Annotated in this window: 15 protein-coding genes and 1 tRNA gene; 8 read left to right on the forward strand and 8 right to left on the reverse strand. The window is 53.4% G+C overall.

Annotated elements, in window-relative coordinates; translation table 11 throughout:
* The first annotated feature begins 96 nt into the window (after positions 1-96).
* Positions 97-450: a hypothetical protein gene (locus B9Z32_RS12140; protein ID WP_233248308.1), complete on the forward strand. Its 354-nt coding sequence runs from the start codon at positions 97-99 to the stop codon at positions 448-450.
* On the opposite strand, the gene B9Z32_RS12145 is transcribed toward B9Z32_RS12140, so the two are convergent.
* From B9Z32_RS12145 to B9Z32_RS12155, 3 genes are read right to left on the reverse strand one after another with little or no spacing between them, the layout of a single operon-like run.
* The gene (locus B9Z32_RS12145) at positions 440-1036 is read right to left on the reverse strand and encodes an LON peptidase substrate-binding domain-containing protein (protein WP_146179489.1); all 597 of its coding nucleotides are present in this window, start codon (positions 1034-1036) and stop codon (positions 440-442) included. The genes B9Z32_RS12140 and B9Z32_RS12145 overlap by 11 nt on opposite strands.
* A gap of 2 nt (positions 1037-1038) precedes the next feature.
* A complete protein-coding gene (locus tag B9Z32_RS12150) occupies positions 1039-2001 on the reverse strand; it encodes a tripartite tricarboxylate transporter substrate binding protein (protein WP_108421703.1) in 963 nt (320 codons plus the stop codon).
* Positions 2002-2035: 34 nt separating this feature from the next.
* Positions 2036-2983 carry a 4-hydroxythreonine-4-phosphate dehydrogenase PdxA gene (locus B9Z32_RS12155; protein WP_108421704.1) on the reverse strand — a complete coding sequence of 316 codons (948 nt, stop codon included), beginning with the start codon at positions 2981-2983 and terminating at the stop codon, positions 2036-2038.
* 147 nt (positions 2984-3130) lie between these two features.
* On the opposite strand from B9Z32_RS12155, the gene B9Z32_RS12160 reads away from it, so the two are divergent.
* A complete protein-coding gene (locus B9Z32_RS12160) occupies positions 3131-4006 on the forward strand; it encodes a DMT family transporter (RefSeq protein WP_108421705.1) in 876 nt (291 codons plus the stop codon).
* Here the strand turns inward: B9Z32_RS12160 and B9Z32_RS12165 are convergent.
* Together B9Z32_RS12165 and B9Z32_RS12170 are read right to left on the reverse strand one after the other, a co-directional pair.
* Positions 4003-4683 (reverse strand): heme-binding protein, encoded by a 681-nt coding sequence (locus B9Z32_RS12165; protein WP_233248310.1) that lies wholly within the window; start codon positions 4681-4683, stop codon positions 4003-4005. The genes B9Z32_RS12160 and B9Z32_RS12165 overlap by 4 nt on opposite strands.
* A 78-nt stretch (positions 4684-4761) precedes the next feature.
* Positions 4762-6447: an amidohydrolase family protein gene (locus B9Z32_RS12170; protein ID WP_108421706.1), complete on the reverse strand. Its 1686-nt coding sequence runs from the start codon at positions 6445-6447 to the stop codon at positions 4762-4764.
* Between the two features lie 126 nt (positions 6448-6573).
* Here B9Z32_RS12170 and phaR point away from each other — a divergent pair, with 126 nt between their 5' ends.
* Both phaR and rimO read left to right on the forward strand, forming a co-directional pair.
* On the forward strand, positions 6574-7038 hold the full coding sequence (gene phaR / locus B9Z32_RS12175) for a polyhydroxyalkanoate synthesis repressor PhaR (protein WP_108421707.1): 465 nt from the start codon (positions 6574-6576) through the stop codon (positions 7036-7038).
* 88 nt (positions 7039-7126) lie between these two features.
* Positions 7127-8533, forward strand: coding sequence for a 30S ribosomal protein S12 methylthiotransferase RimO (gene rimO / locus B9Z32_RS12180; protein ID WP_108421708.1), 1407 nt, complete (start codon positions 7127-7129; stop codon positions 8531-8533).
* A 56-nt stretch (positions 8534-8589) separates the two neighbouring features.
* Here the strand turns inward: rimO and B9Z32_RS12185 are convergent.
* A tRNA-Leu gene (locus tag B9Z32_RS12185) sits at positions 8590-8674 on the reverse strand.
* A 21-nt stretch (positions 8675-8695) separates the two neighbouring features.
* Here B9Z32_RS12185 and rnr point away from each other — a divergent pair.
* Together rnr and B9Z32_RS12195 are read left to right on the forward strand one after the other, a co-directional pair.
* Positions 8696-10984, forward strand: coding sequence for a ribonuclease R (gene rnr, locus B9Z32_RS12190; RefSeq protein WP_108421709.1), 2289 nt, complete (start codon positions 8696-8698; stop codon positions 10982-10984).
* Positions 10985-11018: 34 nt separating this feature from the next.
* On the forward strand, positions 11019-11783 hold the full coding sequence (locus B9Z32_RS12195) for an SDR family oxidoreductase (protein ID WP_108421710.1): 765 nt from the start codon (positions 11019-11021) through the stop codon (positions 11781-11783).
* On the opposite strand, the gene B9Z32_RS12200 is transcribed toward B9Z32_RS12195, so the two are convergent.
* Positions 11752-13314 carry an NAD(P)H-hydrate dehydratase gene (locus B9Z32_RS12200; protein WP_108421711.1) on the reverse strand — a complete coding sequence of 521 codons (1563 nt, stop codon included), beginning with the start codon at positions 13312-13314 and terminating at the stop codon, positions 11752-11754. The genes B9Z32_RS12195 and B9Z32_RS12200 overlap by 32 nt on opposite strands.
* The gene (locus B9Z32_RS12205; RefSeq protein WP_108421712.1) at positions 13311-14666 is read right to left on the reverse strand and encodes an amidase; all 1356 of its coding nucleotides are present in this window, start codon (positions 14664-14666) and stop codon (positions 13311-13313) included. Before B9Z32_RS12205 ends, B9Z32_RS12200 begins: the two co-directional genes overlap by 4 nt.
* Positions 14667-14912: 246 nt before the next feature.
* Between B9Z32_RS12205 and rpsB the strand changes: the two genes are divergently transcribed.
* Together rpsB and tsf are read left to right on the forward strand one after the other, a co-directional pair.
* On the forward strand, positions 14913-15665 hold the full coding sequence (gene rpsB / locus B9Z32_RS12210; RefSeq protein WP_108421713.1) for a 30S ribosomal protein S2: 753 nt from the start codon (positions 14913-14915) through the stop codon (positions 15663-15665).
* A 120-nt stretch (positions 15666-15785) separates the two neighbouring features.
* Positions 15786-16676: a translation elongation factor Ts gene (gene tsf, locus B9Z32_RS12215; RefSeq protein WP_108421714.1), complete on the forward strand. Its 891-nt coding sequence runs from the start codon at positions 15786-15788 to the stop codon at positions 16674-16676.
* Positions 16677-16707 lie beyond the last annotated feature (31 nt).

Genomic DNA, 16707 nt, shown 5'->3' on the forward strand with positions numbered 1-16707 from the left:
ATAGATCGCTGTGAATCACAAAAAATTAATGTTGATCTGACCCCATTTATTTCCGAGCAGGAAAGCAACCAGCTCCTCCGGCTCACCCGCAATGAATTGATCAGCGAGACGAGGCTTCGCATTTTCCAAGTCCTTTTGCACCAAGCTTTGTTTGAGGCAGGCGCAGAAGACGTGCAGCTGCTAGAGCAAGTGCGCGAGCGAGTGCGAGTGAGGGTGGCTAGCGGCGAAGCTGCACGCTACGAGATCATCAAAGCCGATGCTGAAATCATCACAGCACGTGAACGCTTGCAAACCGCTCAACTGATGGTGGAGCAAAACAAAATTCAGCTCAACCAATTGGCTGCAGGGCAGCTGCCGGCCAAATTGGCGATGGGCTGGTTTGGGTGGTTAACATTGAGAGCATGCACCGCATTCGAGATCAGCAAGTCATTCAATGAGGTTATTCACTGAATTGGGTCACAGCCTCTAAACGTTTCAAGGGATCGAGCTCGCCCAACAGTTGCAGTTTGATGGCCGGGCTGAGGGGCATGGCTTCGGCGTAGCGGTTGGCCACCCAGCCGCACTGATCCAATTGGTAGGGCGGGAAGATGGGCAGTCTGTCGATCACGCCTTGTTGCTGCGCTTTTGCAATCACTTTGCCAAGCCGGTCGGCAAAGCTTTGCAGGGCTGAAGGTACTTCCACTTCTTCATCTTGCGCCAAGTAGCTCACACTGCCTTGCCACACGCCAAAGGGGCCTGCTTGCACATCGTGCAATTCAAACCTCAAACCACCTTGGCACACGATGCGAAAAAAATTGGGCTGAACTTGCTCCATCTCTCTGATGTGCGCCAAGCAACCCAATGAGTGCAGCGCTGGCACTTCGCCAGGCACTTGCACTTCACTGCCTTGTTTTATCCAAGCGATGCCAAAAGGCAATTGCTGTTGATGGCACCGCTTGATCAGGTCGAGGTAGCGCACTTCAAAAATTTGAAGCGGCAACATCCCATCGGGAAATACGCCCTGAGAAAGGGGGAAGAGGGGGATGGTATGTTGCACCGTTAATTCATTTTGATGTTGGCTTGCTTGATGAGCCTGCCAAAGCGCTCAAATTCTTGGCGGTTGAATCGGCTGAACTCTTCGGGGCTGATGTTGCCGGGCTCACCGCCTAGGCCTTTGAGCCTGGCTTGCACATCGGGCAGTTTGATGATGCGTGCCAGCTCGGTTTGCAACCTGGCCACCACATCGGGGGGTGTGCCAGCGGTTACAAAAACGCCATACCAGGTGCTCATTTCAAATCCTGAAACGCCGGCTTCGGCCAGGGTAGGCACGTTGGGCAACTCGGCTGAACGCTGCGGTGTGGTAACCGCCAATGGCTTGAACTTGCCAGCTTTAATTTGACCCATGGCAGAGGAGGTGGTGTCAAACATGATTTGTACATTGCCAGCAATGATGTCTAGGTGAGCTTGGGCGCTGCCTTTGTAGGGCACGTGCACGCTTTTGACGCCTGCGGCAATGTCAAAGCCTTCACCTGCAATGTGCTGCGTGCTGCCCACACCAGAAGACGCGTATTTGAAATCTTCTGGCTTGGCTTTCATGAGCGCAACCAACTCCTTGACGTTGTTGGCGGGCACGTTGCTACCCACCACCAGCACATTGGGCACAGTGACCACCAAGCCAATGGGCGTTAAGTCTTTGATGGGATCGAAAGCCAATTTGATCAGGTGCGGTGCAATGGCTTGACCCGTGTTGGTGGCCACCAGCAGGGTGTGGCCATCGGGGGCGGCTTTGGCGGTCAGGTCGGCTGCAATGGTGTTGGATGCGCCTGGCTTGTTTTCAACAATGAAGTTGCCCTTGAGTGACTCGGTCATTTTTTCGGCCAACATGCGCGCAATGATGTCGGTGCCGCCGCCAGCCCCCGCGCCCACCATGAGTTTGACGGGTTTGGTGGGATAGGCAGTTTGGGCTTGGGCACTGACAGCCAACAAAATGGCAGACGTTAAGACGGCTAGAACTTTTTTCATGGGGTCTCCTCCTTAGTATCAATGTTGAGTATGTTTAAGCGATTTGTTGTTGGTGGTGTTGTCCCATTCGGCAGGCCAAATCGAAGGCGTTTAGCATGGCTTGCGGGTTGGCCACGTTTTGGCCTGCAATGTCGTAGGCGGTGCCATGTGCGGGCGTGGTGATTGGCATGGGCAAGCCGCCATGCACCGTGACACCTTTTTCAAAGCCCATGAGCTTCATGGCAATTTGGCCTTGGTCGTGGTACATGGTGACCACGCCGTCGTAGCCGCCTTCTTTGCGAATGGCGCGCACAAAGGCTGTGTCGGCAGGGAAGGGGCCGTCGGCGGGGATGCCTGCCTTTTGCGCCATCTGTACACCTGGCGCAATGATTTTGATTTCTTCATCGCCATAGTTGCCGTTGTCGCCGTTGTGGGGGTTCAGGCCACAAACAGCCAGACGAGGCTGAGACTTGCCAGAGGCCTTCAGGGCCTTGGCAATCATTTCAATGGAGTCAAACACTTTTTGGCTGCTGAGCAACTGGCTCACTTCTTTCAGTGCCACATGGGACGTGACGCGGGAAGTCCAGAGGTCTTGCAGCACATTGAGTTCGCCGCACACGCCCTTGTAATTTAAAAATTCTGCAAACCAGCGCAGCTCGTCTTCTTGGTGCATGCCGCCCAAGCGCAAAGCGCTTTTGTTGAGCGGTGCAAAACAAAAGGCGTGGGCTTTGCCATCGCGAACCAGAGAAACGCCTTCGGCCAATGCGGCAATCATGTAGGCGCCGTTGTTGGCGTCATAGGTGGCTCTGGGAAAGGCAGGGGCATTGAAGCCAGACCATTGGTGCCAGCTTACGTTGGGAGCAGCTTGCACACTGTCTTTTTGGCCAATCAAAATGATCTTGGCAGCTTGTTGGGCAGTGCTGTGATTTAGGAGCTTTTGAACCAGCTCGGGGCCGATGCCGGCAGGGTCGCCTGTAAAAAGCGCGATGGTGGGTTGGGTCATTTGAGTCTTTGAAATGGGTACGTCATCCGTAACGACAGATTCAGTATAGTGAATCTCGTAGAATCAATCACATTGGTTCTTACCCTCAGTGACACACAAAACCCAATGAAAACTCCCTCTTTTGGGTTGTGAAATAAGTTTCTCTTCATGTCACAACTTTTAAGCGACACCGCACGCAACCGTCAGATAGGCATTGCCCTTGTGACGGCAATGACCCTGATGTTTGCGGTGCTAGATACCAGTGCCAAGTGGCTGGTCCAAACCGTCCCAGTATTGCAGGTGGTTTGGTTGCGTTTTTTGTTTCACACCATTTTGACCACTGCTATTTTCATGCCCTCGATGGGGCCTGAATTGTTCAAAATTAAAAATCCACGATTGCAATTGCTTCGCGGTGTCATGCTCGCGCTCATGACGGGGCTTAACTTTTTTGCCTTGCAATTTCTACAGTTAGCAGAAACAGCTGCAGTTCAGTTCTCCGTGCCAATCCTCATTGCACTCATTTCTGCATGGCTATTGGGTGAAAAACTCGATGCCAAACGCTGGGTTGCCATTTGTGTTGGTTTTGCGGGTGTGCTCATCATCATTCGACCTGGGAGTCAGAGTTTTCATCCCGCAATTTTTCTCAGCATTGGCAATGCGTTTTTGTATGCTGCTTTTAATTTAATGACGCGCAAATTGGCTAGCAGCGATCATCCTATTTCGACGCAGTTGGCGTCAGCAGCGGTCCCTACTGTTTTGCTAATGCCATTTGCCTTGTGGCAATGGCAAGCCCCCGACGGTTGGGTGGTTTGGGCCGTCATTGTTTTAACAGGATTGACCGGTGGCCTGGGGCATGCAGCTTCGGCCCTTGCACATCGATATGCCACCGCTGCGGTGTTGGGTCCTTTTTTGTACCAGCAAATTATTTACATGAGCGTAGGGGGTTGGCTCATATTTGGTCAAATTCCCGACTTTGCCGTGGTGGTAGGTGCCAGCGTGGTGGTTCTCAGCGGCTTGTACTTGCTTTGGAGCGAGCTGACTTAATTGAATGATTTGACCTCTTCAATTTCAATCATGATTTCGTTACGGCGAAACATGGGCAAGGTCCAAGGCGGGTCGTAGCGTGAAAGCTGAGGGCTGCTCAATGCCTTCAAATTCTTTTCGCGAACCCATGCTACAAGCTCATCTGTTTTGGCTTGCACTTGCGTCTTTGTATTAAATCCGGTGTAGTTGTAAAGCGCAAAATACTTGCCCGGAATTTCTCTCAATTTGACATCGGCATTTTTGGGTTGTGGAATGTTGGCCATGGTGTACTTAGAGGGCATGACAAAATGGATTCGCCATTTGTTGCTGCCCGCCATGTTGCTGTCTGTAGTGTTGTTGGCAGCGCCCATGGTGACGGGTGCCGTCATTGCAATCTTTTCTGACTTTTCTAATTGTGGCTCTTGCGTCACGGGCGCAGTCATGGCTATTTTGGCGGAGCCACCTGTTTGAGCAGACTGGTTGTTGCCAAAAATAAAGTCGGCAATTTTTCGAAAGCCTCGGGTAGAGGCCTCATCCATGTCGCCGTCCACCACGGTTTCGGCCACCAGCATGGGGGCGTACTGGCGAACTTCAAATGAGCCCGACTTGAAGATTGACGTAAATCGGGGTTCTTCAATGGCCATGGCGGATTGACTCCAGAAAATGAAGAACAAAGCTAATAGAAAACGTGTTTTCATAAGTAAACCTTAACAGCGCTGGAAAATTAATGTTGATCTGACCCCAATTAAGAGGACAAGTGTGCGTGGAGTTTGATCTCAGTTAAATTCTGTGATGAGTTGGCCGGCCAGGGAGGTGTTTTCTCGCATGCCGTTTTGATCGGCGGTGAGGTGGCCGTTGACCCAGACACCATGCACGCCAATGGAATCGGTGTGCAGGCGGGGGGCGCCCAAGGGCAAATCGAAGACGCGTTTTTTGGGGCCACGTCCCACGGTTTGGGGGTCGAACAAGAGCAGGTCGGCGGCGTAGCCTTGGCGCAAAAGGCCTCTGTTTTTCAAACCCAAAATTTCGGCAGGTTGCGCAGTGAGTTGGTGCACGGCCTGGGCCATGCTCATGGCGCCCATTTCTCTGGACCAGTAGCCGAGCAGATGCAAACCAAAACCTGCGTCATTGAAAAATGTGAGGTGGGCGCCTGCGTCACTCAGGGACACCAAGCTGTGTGGGTGATTTAGCAACTTGGCTACTGCTTCGGTTTCGCTGTTGAGCAGCATGGCTGTGAACACGGTGCGCAAATCTTCATCTAAGGCCAAGTCGAGCGCAAAGTCGAGGGGATCTATGCCTTTTTGCAAGGCCAAGCTGGCCACGCTTTGTTGTTCAAAGTGCTGGTTTTCGGGTTTGAAGGTTTCCACCACATGGACCTTTTCCCATTCGTTGTTGAACAAGCGAAAGGACGCAGTTTGCAACAGCTCGTTTTTGACTTTGGCTCTAAATTCAGTGCTGGCCAAACAAGCTTTCAGGGCGTCGTGTGGCAAACCCAATGCAGGCTTCCAGTTGACAAGGCCCTCTACTGGATAAGCCGATGCAAATGTAAAGTCCATGCTCAAGGGGCAGCACGACACTTGGCCTTTGAGCTTGCGGCCGCGTTCGTTGGCTTCGCTAATGGCTTTCAAATCATTGAACACCCCTTGCGGGTTGGTTGAATTGTGAAGCAGGGCAGCCACCATCACAGGTCGATTGCTGGCCGCCGCCAAGGACTCTAAAAATGCAACAGGCATTTGGCCACCTTTGGTCACCATGTAAACGCCGCCTCCTTGGCTGCTCATGGCCATAGTGAGTTGCATCATTTCTTCGTCTGAGGCCAAGCGCGAGGGCATGGGAAAACCGCCTTCACCGTTGTGAGCAGGGCTGGTGCTGGTGGCAAAGCCAATGGCACCTGCCGCCATGGCATCGCGCACCAAGGCGGCCATTTCTTCAATTTCAGCGGCAGTGGCCTCGCGTTTGTTGGCATCGTCGCCCATGACCCAGGTGCGCACCGACGAGTGCCCAATGTAGGCCGCCACATTGATGGCGCATTGCTTGCGTTTGAGCATGGACAAATATTCGGGGAAGGTTTCAAAATCCCAGTCTATGCCGTGTTGCAAAACTTGCAGCGACATACCCTCCACCTGCGTCAAGTTGCGCATGGTGAGTTCGCGATCTTTGGGGCGGCAAGGCGCAATGGTGAAGCCGCAGTTGCCAATGACGGCAGTGGTCACACCCAAGGCTGGGGAGGGCCTAACGTGCGAGTCCCAAGTAATTTGAGCATCAAAGTGCGTGTGAGAATCGATGATGCCAGGCATGAGTGCAAGCCCCGTTGCATCGACCACATGCTGGGCGGTGTATGCCAAGCTTTTGCCAATGGCCAAAATGCTGCCTTGGTGAATCGCAAGGTCTAGCTGCTCGGGCGCCGCGCCTGAGCCATCAAACACCAGGGCATTCTGAATGAGCGTATCAATTTGAGTCATGGTTGAGGGTAACTCCCCGTAGTACAGCGTGAATTGAAAACTTTAGAATCTGTTGCGGTGCAGCATGCTGTGGTCTGTTGCTGCATTGAAGTGAGATCCTTGTTCATCTTTTGAAGAGTCTAAATCATGGCCAGAAAACCTGCCGCTCCATCGGCTGATGCCGAATCTACTGCTGCTAAGCCGGAGCGGGTGATCAAAAAATACCCTAACCGCAGGCTTTACGACACGGCCACCTCCAGTTATGTCACTTTGAGTGAAATCAAGCAATTGGTCATGCAAGGTGAAACCTTTGTGGTGCGCGACGCCAAATCGGGTGAAGACCTCACGCGCAGCTTGCTCCTTCAAATCATTTTGGAGGAGGAGTCGTCTGGAGCGCCCATGTTTACCGAGGCGGTTTTGGCCAACATCATTCGGTTTTATGGTCATGCCATGCAGGGCCACATGGGGGCTTATTTGGAGAGCAACCTGCAGTCGCTCATGCTCATGCAGTCCAAAATGGGGCACCAGTCGCAAAACATCATGAGCCAAATGCAAGAGCAAATGCAGAAGCAAACGGCCCAATTTCTCAGCGCATTTGGCATCAAGCCCTAAATTTTGCCTCAAGCCCTGAATTTGACCTCGGACGCGGCCAGTCCAAGAGCACCCGTCAGGCTGACCAAAATACTGGGACAATAGGGGCATGAACGAAATAGCCAGCGCCTCTGAAACCGCCCCATTGGCAGCCCCCAAAGTGGGATTTGTGAGCTTGGGCTGTCCCAAGGCTCTCACAGACTCCGAGCTCATCCTCACACAGCTCAGTGCGGAGGGCTATCAAACCTCCAAAACTTTTGAAGGTGCCGATCTGGTCATCGTCAACACCTGCGGCTTCATTGACGATGCCGTGAAGGAAAGTTTGGACACCATCTCTGAAGCCTTGAATGTCAATGGCAGGGTGATTGTGACCGGCTGTTTGGGTGCCAAAGAATCCGACAGCGGCGGCAACATGGTGCGCGAAATGCACCCCAGTGTGTTGGCCGTCACAGGCCCGCATGCCACGCAAGAGGTGATGGACGCGGTGCATGCGCATTTGCCCAAACCGCACGACCCATTTTTAGATTTGGTGCCCAATTCCTTTGGTGAGGCGGGCCTCAAACTCACCCCCCGCCACTATGCCTATTTGAAAATCAGTGAAGGCTGCAACCACCGCTGTACTTTCTGCATCATCCCCTCCATGCGCGGCGATTTGGTGTCACGCCCCATTGGCGATGTGCTCAAAGAAGCGCAGGCTTTGTTTGAAGGCGGCGTGAAAGAGTTGTTGGTTATTAGCCAAGACACTTCGGCTTATGGCGTGGATATGAAGTACCGCACCGGATTTTGGGAAGGCCGCCCCGTCAAAACGCGCATGCTTGAATTGGTTCAAGCTTTGGGCGAAATGGCGCAAAAACACGGTGCTTGGGTGCGCCTGCACTATGTTTACCCGTACCCCAGTGTTGACGACATTGTGCCCCTCATGGCCACAGGCTTGGTCTTGCCTTATTTGGATGTGCCTTTGCAGCACAGCCACCCCGATGTGCTCAAGCGCATGAAGCGGCCCGCCAGTGGCGAGAAGAATTTAGAGCGCATTCAAAAGTGGCGCGAAATGTGTCCTCAGTTGGTTATTCGCAGCACCTTCATTGCAGGCTTTCCTGGCGAAACCGAAGAAGAGTTTGAACACCTGCTCAACTTTGTGCGCGAAGCTCAAATTGATCGAGCAGGTTGTTTTGCATACAGCCCTGTCAAAGGTGCTACCGCCAACGAATTGCCCGGCATGCTGCCAGAGGCTTTGAGGGAAGAGCGCCGTTCGCGCTTTATGGCTGTGGCCGAAGAAGTGTCTATTCAGCGCTTGCAACAACGCATTGGAGCCAGCATGCAGGTCTTGGTGGACTCTGCCATTGCCATGGGTAAAAAAGGTGGCGTGGGCCGAACGTATGCCGATGCCCCCGAAATTGATGGCGTGGTGAGATTATTGCCGCCAGAGAAAGTTAGCAAGACTTACAAAGCGGGTGACTTGATTCGGGCGCGCATTGTAGGCGTTGAAGGTCACGACCTCATTGCAGTTCCGGTGTAAGTTGAAAAAAATATTGACGAAAAAAAAGCTGCCATGTGTGCAGCTTTGATTAAACTTGGTGCCCAGGAAGGGACTCGAACCCCCACGAAGTTACTCGCTAGTACCTGAAACTAGTGCGTCTACCAATTCCGCCACCTGGGCTCTCAGGACAAGAACAAAGGATTGTATATCAAAAAAATTAGCCAACCCTCCGGCGCTCTCGATGAAATCGAGGGCAGCGTGCAAGGCCATCGCGATGGTCATGGCTTCCTCATTCGTGACGATGGCGATGGTGATATTTTTTTGCCGCCCAACGAAATGCGCGCGGTGTTGCACAAAGATCGTGTCAAGGTTCGCATTGTTCGGCAAGATCGCAAAGGCAGGCCCGAAGGCCGCGTGGTTGAAATCATTGAGCGACCTGCTCACCCCATCATTGGTCGTTTGCTCAACGAAGGTGGCATCTGGATTGTGGCCCCAGAAGACAAGCGCTACGGCCAAGACATTCTCATTCCCAAAGTGGGCATTGGCGCAGGCAAGCCAGGTCAAGTGGTGGTGGTTGAACTCACCGAACCGCCTGCATTGTTTGGCCAACCTGTGGGCCGCGTTAAAGAAGTGTTGGGCGAAATTGACGACCCCGGAATGGAAATTGACATTGCGGTTCGCAAGTACAGTGTGCCGCACGAATTTTCTGCTGCATGTTTGGAATTGGCGCGCGAGTTGCCCGACAAAGTGCGCCCACAAGATAGCAAAGACAGAATTGATTTAACCGACATACCCTTGGTCACCATCGACGGCGAAGACGCCCGCGATTTTGACGATGCGGTGTATTGCGAGCCAGCCAAAATTGGCAAGGCCAAGGGCTGGCGCTTGTTGGTGGCCATTGCCGATGTGAGCAACTATGTTCAAACCGGCAGCGCCATTGATATCGATGCCTACGACCGCGCTACCAGCGTGTACTTTCCGCGCCGTGTCATTCCCATGCTGCCCGAAAAACTCTCCAATGGATTGTGCTCGCTCAATCCTGAAGTAGAGCGCTTGTGCATGGTGTGCGACATGCTCATCACTGCCAAAGGCGACATTCACGCCTATCAGTTTTATCCGGCAGTGATGTACAGCCATGCACGCTTTACCTACACCGAAGTGGCCGCTATTTTGGCCAACACGCGCGGCCCTGAAGCCATCAAGCGCAAAGCGCGTGTGAATGATTTGCTCAACTTGCACGATGTGTACCGAGCGTTGTTGGCATCGCGCGCAGTGCGCGGTGCAGTCGATTTTGAAACCACCGAAACCCAAATCATTTGCGATGACAACGGCCGCATTGAGAAAATTGTGCCGCGCACGCGCACTGAAGCACACCGCCTCATTGAAGAAGCCATGTTGGCTGCCAACGTGTGCAGCGCCGACTTTATTCAAAGCAGCAAGCACCCCGGTTTGTTCCGCGTTCACGAAGGGCCCACCCCCGAGAAAAAAGATTTGCTGCGCAATTACCTCAAGGCATTGGGCTTGCCCTACACCGTGAGTGATGAGCCCAAGCCCAGCGAGTTTCAACACATAGCACAGGCCACCAAAGAGCGGCCCGATGCACAGCAAATTCACACCATGTTGCTGCGCTCGATGCAGCAAGCCATTTACACGCCCATCAACAGCGGGCACTTTGGCTTAGCGTATGAGGCTTACACGCACTTCACCAGCCCCATTCGCCGTTACCCCGACTTGCTGGTGCACCGCGTTATCAAAGCCATCTTGGCGCACAAAAAATACCAGCTGCCGGCATTGCCATTGCCTGGCGAAGCGCATGCCAAATTGGCCAAGCGCTTGCAGAAAAACAAAGCGGGCGCGCAGATGGACGATGCACCGCGCATCAAAATGTCACCCGCCGAGCAGCAAGCTTGGGAAGCTGCCGGTTTGCATTGCAGTGCCAATGAGCGTCGCGCCGATGAAGCCAGCCGCGATGTAGAAGCATGGCTTAAATGCAAATACATGCGTGAGCATTTAGGCGAAGAGTTTTCGGGCTTGGTGACGTCAGCCACCAGCTTCGGAATTTTTGTCACCCTAGATACTTTGTATGTCGAAGGCTTGGTGCATATCACCGAGTTGGGGGGCGAATATTTCCGCTTCGATGAAGCGCGCCAAGAATTGCGCGGCGAGAGAACGGGTATTCGCTATGCCATTGGCACGCGCGTGCAAATTCAAGTTAGCCGTGTCGACTTAGATGGCCGCAAAATTGATTTCCGCTTGGTCAATCCTGCCGAAGAGTTTAGTGCGCGTCAATTGCGAGACAAAGGCGTGGCTAAGTCTGGTGCTGAGAGCACCAATGGCTCTAAAGGCAAACCCAAGTCTCGCCCCTTCAATGCCAGAAAAATGGACGGCATGGGTTTACCCAGCCGAAATGGCAAATCTGGCCCTGCAGGCGCACCGCCTAAATCTGCCGGTAAGAAAAAATCGAGCCAAGCTCGCAAATCTCGCCGTTAATTCGGCTGACTTTTTTACTAAGGAGACAACTCGCATGACACAAAGTTCCAAAATTGCCATCGTCACAGGCGCTGGTTCAGGCATTGGCAAAGCCACCGCATTGGCCTTGTTGAACGCTGGCTGGTCTGTTGTTTTGGCAGGCCGACGTGTGGCCAATTTGGAAGAAGTTGTGGCTGAGGCCAAAGCCATCAACCCCAATTTCAATGTGCTGGCGGTGCCCACCGATGTCACCCAAGAAGACTCTGTGGCAAACTTGTTTGCACAGTGCGTCAAAACGTTTGGCCGCGTCGATTTGCTGTTCAACAATGCAGGCGTGAGCACGCCCGCCATTCCCTTGCCCGAACTCAGCTTGGACATGTGGAAGGGTGTGGTCGATACCAACCTGACAGGTATGTTCTTGTGCATTCGCGAAGCCTTCCGTGTGATGAAAGACCAGAAGCCCATGGGCGGCCGCATCATCAACAACGGCTCAATTTCGGCCACCACACCGCGTCCGTTTTCAATTGCCTACACCTCCACCAAACATGCAGTGTCGGGCTTAACCAAAACGGCGTCTTTAGATGGCCGTCAGTACGATATTGCAGTGGGTCAAATTGATGTGGGCAATGCCGCCACCCCCATGGCCATGAAGATGGCCAAAGGCGTGCCTCAAGCCAACCTTGAAATCAAAGCAGAGCCTTTGATGGATGTGGCCTTGGTGGGTACTTCTGTGGTTTACATGGCCAGCTTGCCGCTAGAAGCCAACGTGATGTTCCATACCGTGATGGCTACCAAGATGCCGTTTGCGGGCCGCGGATAAGTTCTGCCAGCTTGCCTGCTGTCAAGGTGGGCAAGCGCGAAAAGCGCCAATCATCGGCCACTTGGCCGTGTTCAAAAACGGCAGCGCAGGCCGCTTCAAAATCTGACAGTCCTTGTGCCATGCGTGCGCCCAACAAGCCTGCCAGTACATCGCCTGTGCCGCCAGTTGCCAAGCCCGCATTGCCTGTGGGGTTGATGATGCTTGTTTGACCTGTTTTGGCAATCACTGTGCCAGAACCCTTTAGAACCACTGTGCACTTCAAATCTTCAGCCAAAGTTTGGGCTGCAAAGAGTCTGTCGTTTTGAACTTCTGTGCTGCTGGTGTTGAGCAGTCTTGCAGCTTCTAGAGGGTGGGGTGTGATTACTGTGGACAATTTTTTGGTGGCACGCAAGCGCAGCAAATCACGCAGCCATGGATCTTTGGAAATGGCATTGAGTGCATCTGCATCCAGTATCAAGTGCACACTTTCTTGAAGCACTTTGGGCAAAACTTGGCGCACTGCCTCGCCGCCGCCACATCCGCAAACGATGGTGCCTGCCTTTAAATTCAGCGCCGCAAAATTGCGTTGCATCACCTCTGCCAAGACAGGCGTGTGCAAAGCAGAATTTGAATCGGATGGTAAGTAACAAGCCATCACACGACCTGCACCAGCATGCAGTGCGGCTGAAGCCGCTAAATCGACAGCGCCGCTCATGCCCATGCCTCGCAAGGCTACAGATTCGCCGCCCACAATGGCCACATCACCAAAGCTTCCTTTGTGGCTGGCGTGCAGGGGCTTTGAAACCTTGCGCGCGGGTGCGTTCAATTGGGCAGCTGGCGTAACACTTTTTTGCAGGTCTTCGCACCCCAAAGTTTCTAACCATTGTGTGCCGCACGCGTCTCTGCCATGCGCGGTAAAGCAGCCGGGTTTTGCCGTTAGCAACTGCAGCGTGTGCTTGGCTTGAATGTGCAAGCCATTCGACATATTTTGAAACTGCCCGGTGTTGGCATTCAGGCCCGAGGGCACGTCCACGGCCAACACGTCTGCGCCTAACTGGTAAAGGCCATCAATCCAAGTTTGCATCAGGGTTTCGAAGGGCGAGGGCGATGCAGACTCAGTTGTGGTTGCCGTTGCCGTCGACCGCAGCCCAATGCCCAACATGGCATCAATGCACAAGTCATTTAAATCAAGCTCATCTGGCAAGGTGGCTTGCACCGCAATGCCTAAAGCATTCACACATGCCAATGCCTTGGCCGCATCAGCGGGCCTTTTCAATTCAGGCTGCCAAAGCACCACGCGCACTTCACGCCCCCATTCATGCAAATGCTTGGCTGCTTCCAGACCATCGCCACCGTTGTGGCCTGGTCCGCAGAAAACCCAATAACAGGGGGCAAAAGGTTTGATGGCCAGTGCCAATTTGGCCACTGCCAAACCAGCTTGCGCCATCAAGCTGGGGCCAGAGTTGACTCGTGCCAAACCCAGGCTTTCAAGCTGGCGTGTCTGCGCTACATCGAACAATGCAAGCGGTTCTTGCCAGTTGATTTTTTTCAAGCGGGCCTCAATGCCGATTCAATGGCCAAAGAAATGTTCAGGATCTGGTCGTCCTTCATGGGGCCTTGCCAAATCATGAGGCTGGTAGGCAATTCACCCGCATGGTGCATTGGCAAAGACAAAGCGCAACCGTCCAACATGTTGACCACGCTGGTGTTTCGGAGAAGCAAGCCATTGGCTTTGAAAAATACCTCGTCTCTTTCAGCGCCCGGCGCAACACTTTCAAGGGTGGGGCCTTCGATGGGTACTGTGGGTGACAGTGCGGCATCGTACTGGTTCAACTGGGCTTGCATTTTGGCAATCCAAGCGGTTCTGCCAACTTGTAAATCCAAATATTCATGCGCCATGATGCTGGCACCTCGCAAGATACGCGCTGCCACACGGGGGTCGTATTGCGCTTGGCTTTGGGCCAATAAGTGTCGATGCCAGGTGTAGCTTTCTGCTGCACTGAAGTTGGCCGTCGCCAAGAGCCCAGCCAGTTCGTTGATCTCTTGGAGGGGTATTTCTATCAGTTGTGCGCCGGCCTTCGAAAGCCTTGACAGGCTTCGCTCCCAGGCGCTTTGAACCCCAGCTGTCATGCCATCAAGCATCAATTGTGTTGGAACGGCCAAACGGTAGCTTGAAAGAGTTCGAGACGACCGCGAGACCTTCCTGCTGGCCAAAATCTCATGGGTCAAAATGGCGTCGCGCACACTGCGGGTCATGGCGCAAACGGTGTCCATGGTGGTCGACAAAGGCAACGCGCCTTGGGTTGGTACTAGGCGGGCTGTGTTTTTAAATCCGACAATGCCATTCAAGGCTGCAGGGATGCGAATGGAGCCGCCCGTGTCGGAGCCTAGGCCAATAAAGGCTGCACCGGTGGACACCGAAACAGCCGCGCCGGAAGAGGAGCCACCAGGCACATGGCCTTGCCCGTTGCTCAAAACCGCTTTGTCTGCAACGGCGTCCCAGGCCGCCGGTGTGCCGTAATGCGGGTTGTTTCCCATACCCGAAAAAGCAAACTCCACCATATTGGTTCGGCCCAAAAAGGCACCTCCGCCCAGCTTCAAGCGGGCCACGGCGGAGCAGTCGGCCTTGGCAGCAGCCGCGCCTTGGAGAACCGTCGAGCCAGCCAAGGTGGGGCTGCCCGCCACGTCAAACAAGTCTTTGACCGAAAAAGCAAGGCCTTTGAGGGGGGCGTTGAGCAAGCTTGGCTCTTTCAAATACGCAGGCGGCTCTGTTGGCTCTAGGGCCATGAATACCTTGTCGCAGGCTGAGGATCTGGCCAATTCTTGGCTTTGTTGCCATTCGGCCAATGGGCTGGTCTTTTGTTGAGCGAGTGCTTCCAGGGTGGCAATCAGGTCTTGGCGCATGGTTGGTAGGGGGGGGATGGGTGATTAAAGAGTGTAGAAGAGTGTAGAAGAAGGGGGCTGGGCAGGGAAAAGCGCAATTTGGGATGCTATACTCGACAGGCTTAGCAGGAATTTCCCTGCAAGTAAATCGCAAACCGGCTCCTTCAAGGTGTTGGTTGTTTGAGAACAGCCCTGATGCATTCCAAGGCCCATCCCAAACATCCGATGTGTGAGCCGGATTTTAGACCCAACCTTTGGAGAAACAATATGTCCGTTACTATGCGCGAAATGCTGGAAGCCGGTGTGCACTTTGGCCACCAAACCCGCTTCTGGAACCCCAAGATGTCCCCCTTCATCTTCGGTCACCGCAACAAAATTCACATCATCAACTTGGAAAAATCTTTGCCGATGTTCCAAGACGCATTGAAGTTCGTCAAACAACTCTCTGCAAACCGCGGCAACATCCTCATGGTTGGCACCAAGCGCCAAGCCCGTGAAACCGTAGCCGCTGAAGCTCAGCGCGCAGGCGTGCCTTACGTTGACCAACGCTGGTTGGGCGGCATGCTCACCAACTTCAAAACTGTCAAGACTTCCATCAAGCGCTTGAATGACATGAAGGCTCAGCAAGAAGTCGGCCTCGACTCTTTGAGCAAAAAAGAACAACTCATGTTCAAACGTGAAATCGAGAAGCTTGAAAAAGACATCGGTGGCATTCAAGACATGGCCACATTGCCCGACGCCATCTTCGTGATCGACGTGGGTTACCACAAGATTGCCATTTTGGAAGCCAAGAAATTGGGCATCCCACTCATCGGCGTGGTTGACTCCAACCACTCACCGGAAGGCATCGACTACATCATTCCAGGTAACGACGACTCTTCCAAAGCCGTTACCTTGTACGCTCGCGGCATTGCCGACGCCATCATTGAAGGCCGTGCTAACGCCGTTCAAGACGTGGTCAATGCTGTGGCCGCCGAAGGCGCAGACGAATTCGTTGAAGTGCAAGAAGCTTCTGCTTAATGCCCTCTCATCCTGAGAAAAGGGGCTTCTTGCCCCTTTTTTTTAACCTGAGTTGCACTGAGTTTTTATCAATTTTTAATTAGTTCGAACCTTAATTCGAAGACGAAACGGAGAAATCAAATGGCTATTACCGCAAGCATGGTCGCTGAACTGCGCGCTAAAACCGATGCCCCCATGATGGAATGCAAAAAAGCTCTCACTGAAGCCGATGGCGACATGGCCAAAGCAGAAGAGTTGCTGCGCGTTAAGTTGGGTACAAAAGCTGGCAAAGCCGCTTCCCGCGTTACCGCAGAAGGCGTGATCGTTGCTTACACAGAAGGCAACACTGGCGCCATGCTCGAAGTCAACTGCGAAACAGACTTTGTGACCAAAAACGACAGCTTCTTGGCCTTGGCCAATGCCGCTGCCAAGTTGGCTGCCTTGAACAACCCAGCCGACGTGGCTGCTTTGGGCGAACTGCCTTACAGCCAAGACGGCTTCGGTCCTACATTGGAAGAAGTTCGCAAGGGCCTGATTGGCAAAATTGGCGAAAACATGAGCTTCCGCCGCTTCAAGCGCGTGGCCGGTGGCGCCCAAATTGCCACTTACTTGCACGGCACCCGCATTGGAGTGTTGGTTGAATACGAAGGCAAAGACACAGCTGCCAAAGACGTTGCCATGCACGTGGCCGCCATGAAGCCCGTGGCCTTGACCAGCAACGACGTGCCTGCCGACCTCATCGAAAAAGAGCGTTCAGTGGCCACCGCCAAGGCTGCCGAGTCTGGCAAGCCTGCCGACATCGCCGCCAAGATGATCGAAGGTTCTGTTCAGAAATACCTCAAAGAAGTGTCTTTGAACAACCAAACTTTTGTGAAAAACGACAAGCAAACCGTTGAGCAAATGCTCAAAGCCGAAGCCACCCAAGTCAAAGCTTTCACTTTGTACGTGGTGGGTGAGGGCATTGAGAAGAAGGTTGACGACTTTGCGGCCGAAGTGGCTGCGCAAGTGGCTGCCGCTCAAAACGCCGGCTAAAACCCGGGTAAACAGGGTCGCCCGAAAGGGC

Origin of the sequence: Limnohabitans sp. MMS-10A-178 (genome assembly GCF_003063375.1) — a bacterium.
Lineage (GTDB): Bacteria > Pseudomonadota > Gammaproteobacteria > Burkholderiales > Burkholderiaceae_C > Limnohabitans_A.

Excerpts from the sequence above, each read along its gene's own strand:
- B9Z32_RS12150 (WP_108421703.1), bottom strand. The coding sequence starts at position 2,001 with ATGAAAAAAGTTCTAGCCGTCTTAACGTCTGCCATTTTGTTGGCTGTC.
- B9Z32_RS12155 (WP_108421704.1), bottom strand. The coding sequence starts at position 2,983 with ATGACCCAACCCACCATCGCGCTTTTTACAGGCGACCCTGCCGGCATC.
- B9Z32_RS12160 (WP_108421705.1), top strand. The coding sequence starts at position 3,131 with ATGTCACAACTTTTAAGCGACACCGCACGCAACCGTCAGATAGGCATT.
- B9Z32_RS12165 (WP_233248310.1), bottom strand. The coding sequence starts at position 4,683 with ATGAAAACACGTTTTCTATTAGCTTTGTTCTTCATTTTCTGGAGTCAA.
- B9Z32_RS12170 (WP_108421706.1), bottom strand. The coding sequence starts at position 6,447 with ATGACTCAAATTGATACGCTCATTCAGAATGCCCTGGTGTTTGATGGC.
- phaR (WP_108421707.1), top strand. The coding sequence starts at position 6,574 with ATGGCCAGAAAACCTGCCGCTCCATCGGCTGATGCCGAATCTACTGCT.
- rimO (WP_108421708.1), top strand. The coding sequence starts at position 7,127 with ATGAACGAAATAGCCAGCGCCTCTGAAACCGCCCCATTGGCAGCCCCC.
- B9Z32_RS12195 (WP_108421710.1), top strand. The coding sequence starts at position 11,019 with ATGACACAAAGTTCCAAAATTGCCATCGTCACAGGCGCTGGTTCAGGC.
- B9Z32_RS12205 (WP_108421712.1), bottom strand. The coding sequence starts at position 14,666 with ATGCGCCAAGACCTGATTGCCACCCTGGAAGCACTCGCTCAACAAAAG.
- rpsB (WP_108421713.1), top strand. The coding sequence starts at position 14,913 with ATGTCCGTTACTATGCGCGAAATGCTGGAAGCCGGTGTGCACTTTGGC.
- tsf (WP_108421714.1), top strand. The coding sequence starts at position 15,786 with ATGGCTATTACCGCAAGCATGGTCGCTGAACTGCGCGCTAAAACCGAT.